General features: G+C 37.2%; 3 protein-coding genes. 2 read left to right on the top strand and 1 reads right to left on the bottom strand.

Translation table 11 applies throughout. The features are described 5' to 3' along the window. Positions 1-149 precede the first annotated feature (149 nt). Positions 150-860, top strand: coding sequence for an ATP-binding cassette domain-containing protein (locus tag Q0J48_RS06895; protein ID WP_296242753.1), 711 nt, complete (start codon positions 150-152; stop codon positions 858-860). Next, on the top strand, positions 853-2,430 hold the full coding sequence (locus Q0J48_RS06900) for a hypothetical protein (protein WP_296242754.1): 1,578 nt from the start codon (positions 853-855) through the stop codon (positions 2,428-2,430). Before Q0J48_RS06895 ends, Q0J48_RS06900 begins: the two co-directional genes overlap by 8 nt. 218 nt (positions 2,431-2,648) lie before the next feature. Here the strand turns inward: Q0J48_RS06900 and Q0J48_RS06905 are convergent, their stop codons facing one another. Next, positions 2,649-2,903, bottom strand: coding sequence for a type II toxin-antitoxin system Phd/YefM family antitoxin (locus Q0J48_RS06905; RefSeq protein ID WP_296242755.1), 255 nt, complete (start codon positions 2,901-2,903; stop codon positions 2,649-2,651). Positions 2,904-3,227 lie beyond the last annotated feature (324 nt).

Consider the following 3,227-nt stretch of genomic DNA (forward strand, 5'->3'; position numbering starts at 1 on the left):
AAGATTGATTCCTTTAAGAAATTATCAACGCTTCTACTTAAAGCGGTGAAAAACTTATTAAAGTTTCAAAGTTTTTGTTGAGTTTCGACAAAAACTTTTTTGATTCTCTCTCTTGTCTTGATTTATATTATTAAATATGAGGAACAAATATGAAATTTATTATTGAACATTTATCTAAAAACTTTGAGGCCAAAAAAGTTCTCAAAGATATCAATTTTACATTTGAAGAAGGAAAGATCTATGGGCTTCTGGGAAGAAACGGGGCCGGTAAAACAACGCTTTTTAATTGCGTCAACGGCGATTTAAAAACAGACAGCGGAAATTTCTATCTAGAAGATGAGCTCGGGCATCGACGCAAAGTGATCGCAACGGATATCGGTTATGTCCTGTCGACTCCAACGGTTCCAGAATTTTTAACGGGAAGAGAATTCTTGAAATTCTTTATGGACATCAATGAGAAATCCATCAAAGATACAAAAAACATTGATGAATATTTTGATTCTATGAGCATCGACCCAGAAGACAGAGACAAACTGCTCAAGGACTACTCCCACGGCATGAAAAACAAGATGCAGATGCTGATCAACATCATTGCTCAACCCAATATCCTGCTGCTTGATGAACCGTTAACATCCCTGGATGTAGTCGTAGCGGAAGAAATGAAACAGCTGCTTCGTTCTTTAAAACAAGATCGCATCACCATTTTCTCTACGCATATCATGGACCTGGCCCTTGATCTATGTGATGAAATCGTACTTTTAAGTCATGGTGAACTGGAAGTGGTGGATAAGGCAAACCTGAACAGTCAAGAATTCAAAGATAAGATCATCCAAACATTGAGGGAGAAAGCCAATGAATAAGACCCTCAAACTTTCTTTTTCTTTGAAGAATACATATCGTGTCAACGGGATCTTATTCTCCTTGAAGCAGACTCCTCTAATCAAACGATTTCTTCCTTCCTCGCTCTATCAAGTAAAAGGGCTGAAGATCTTTGCGAACATAGTCTCTATTCTGTGGGAAATTGCCTCTATCTTTCTGGGGAAGTTTTTATATTTTGCCTATATGGTATGCGGTATAGCCGTTTTATATAAAGACATTCCTACGGATGATTTGTTTTTGCATATCTTATTCTTTCTGAGTGTGATCGGAAGCTTTTCAAACACTCATCTTTTCAATCCAAGCAAGGATAAATACTATGCGATGATCCTCATGCGGATGGATGCCAAAGAATATACATTGGTAAACTATTTCTATACTTTGTTAAAAGCAATAGTAGGTTTTATGCCTTTTACGATCTTATTTGGCATGGACAGAGGCATTTCTCTATGGCTGTGTATATTATTGCCATTAAGCATCGTTGGCATGAAGCTAAGCTTTGCCGCCTTCACTCTTTGGGATTATGAAAGAAGAGGCTTTGGTTATAATGAAAACAAATTATCCAAATACGGTTGGGGATGGATTGCTGTACTTTTAGCGATTACTTATGTCCTGCCTGCTTTTGGATTTGTCTTGCCAAAAACAATGACAACGCTTCTTTTTTTAGTTTGTATCCCTATTGGTACCCTCGGACTGATCAAGGTGGTAAACTTCAAAGATTATTACGCCATCAACAAAGAGCTGTTGGCAAGTTTAACGAATCAAATGAACAACACTTCCATCGCACAGGTGATCAAACAAGCCAATGAAAATAAAATCTCGACAGATGCATCGATTACCAGTCAACGCTCTGGTTTTGAGTTTTTGAATGAACTCTTTATCAAAAGACATAAAAAAATTCTCTGGAATTCTACCAGGAAAATCACTTATATCTGTACTTTTCTTGTAGTGGCCGTGCTCATGATTCTTGATCTTGCACCAGAAAGTAAGCCAGTCTTTAATGCGGTCATCATGGAGTATTTACCCTACTTTGCATTTATTATGTATACGATCAATCGCGGAACAACCTTTACGCAAGCTCTTTTTATGAACTGTGATCACAGCTTATTGACCTATTCTTTTTATAAACAACCAGACAATATCTCAAAGATTTTTCAGATTCGTCTGCGCGAGATCATGAAGATCAATGCCGTTCCAGCCCTTGTCATCGGGTTGGGCCTGGCACTGATCTTATGGGTAAGCGGCGGAACCGATGATCCATTCAACTACGGAATCCTTATCGTCTCTATTTTTAGTATGAGCTTGTTTTTCTCGATTCACTACTTGACGATTTACTACTTGCTTCAGCCTTACAATGCCCAAACAGAACTAAAAAGCGGCACTTACCGAATCATTACAAGCATAACCTATTTTGTCTGCTTTGCGATGATGCAGCTGCGTATGCCGATCATGATATTTGGTATAATGACAATAGTTTTCTCTATCCTTTACACTATGATCGCAAGCATTTTAGTCTATCGTCTTGCCCCGAAGACATTCAAACTTAGAACATAACGACCTTTATTTCTTTTGAAAGCACAAAAAAAAGCCATTTAACGTTACCGCTTTTGACATTTTTTCAGTTTCGGCAATGTTAAATAGTTTTAAGCTTTTTTATTATTCCTCGATAATTTCAAAAAGAATCTGCATGTAGTACTTCATTAAGAAGTTCATCAGCAATATATGTTTTGATCCCTTGAAGATCTTCAATCGCTTTTTTAGAAAAGATGACCTTAACCATTGTTGATTCCAAGCAGCCTTTCTACATCGTCAATATCTGTCCAACCATGTTCTTTACCTGATCTTTCACCCCTTGCCAATTCGCTCATCAATTTTAAAGCAGCTCTGGTCTTTTCGTATTCTTCCATATCCATCACAACATAGCGGTCTCGACCATTTTTGGTTAGAAAAACAGGTTCTCCTGCGGTGATATCTTTCAAAACATCTGTGTAGTTTCTTAAATCAGATACAGGTCTGATATTAGGCATAACGTCGACCTCCTTGCTGCAATAATTGTAGCTTAATTCAGCATAAAATAACACAGCATAAAGTAGTGCTTTTAAATAGAAAAAAGCAAAAGAAATAGTAATATGTATCTAGAATTAGCGACGTTTGCGTCCGCAATCCTAGATGAAAGAAGTGCCTGGTCTCCGGTTTCAAAACTTTAATTTTTTTATACTTTTGAAACCATGACAATTATATTGGCGTTATTTTGTGTTGAAAACAAATTACTTTCATATGTCTAATGCACTTGACCATCTCATTTCCTAAATGGTCGATGGCAATATTTGTTCCTAACACCCCTCGCCAAG

It is taken from the genome of uncultured Faecalicoccus sp. (assembly GCF_944325745.1).
In the GTDB taxonomy this organism is placed as follows: Bacteria; Bacillota_I; Bacilli_A; order Erysipelotrichales; family Erysipelotrichaceae; genus Faecalicoccus.

Coding starts and splice junctions, on each gene's coding strand:
- Q0J48_RS06905 (WP_296242755.1), bottom strand. CDS start 2,903: ATGCCTAATATCAGACCTGTATCTGATTTAAGAAACTACACAGATGTT.
- Q0J48_RS06900 (WP_296242754.1), top strand. CDS start 853: ATGAATAAGACCCTCAAACTTTCTTTTTCTTTGAAGAATACATATCGT.
- Q0J48_RS06895 (WP_296242753.1), top strand. CDS start 150: ATGAAATTTATTATTGAACATTTATCTAAAAACTTTGAGGCCAAAAAA.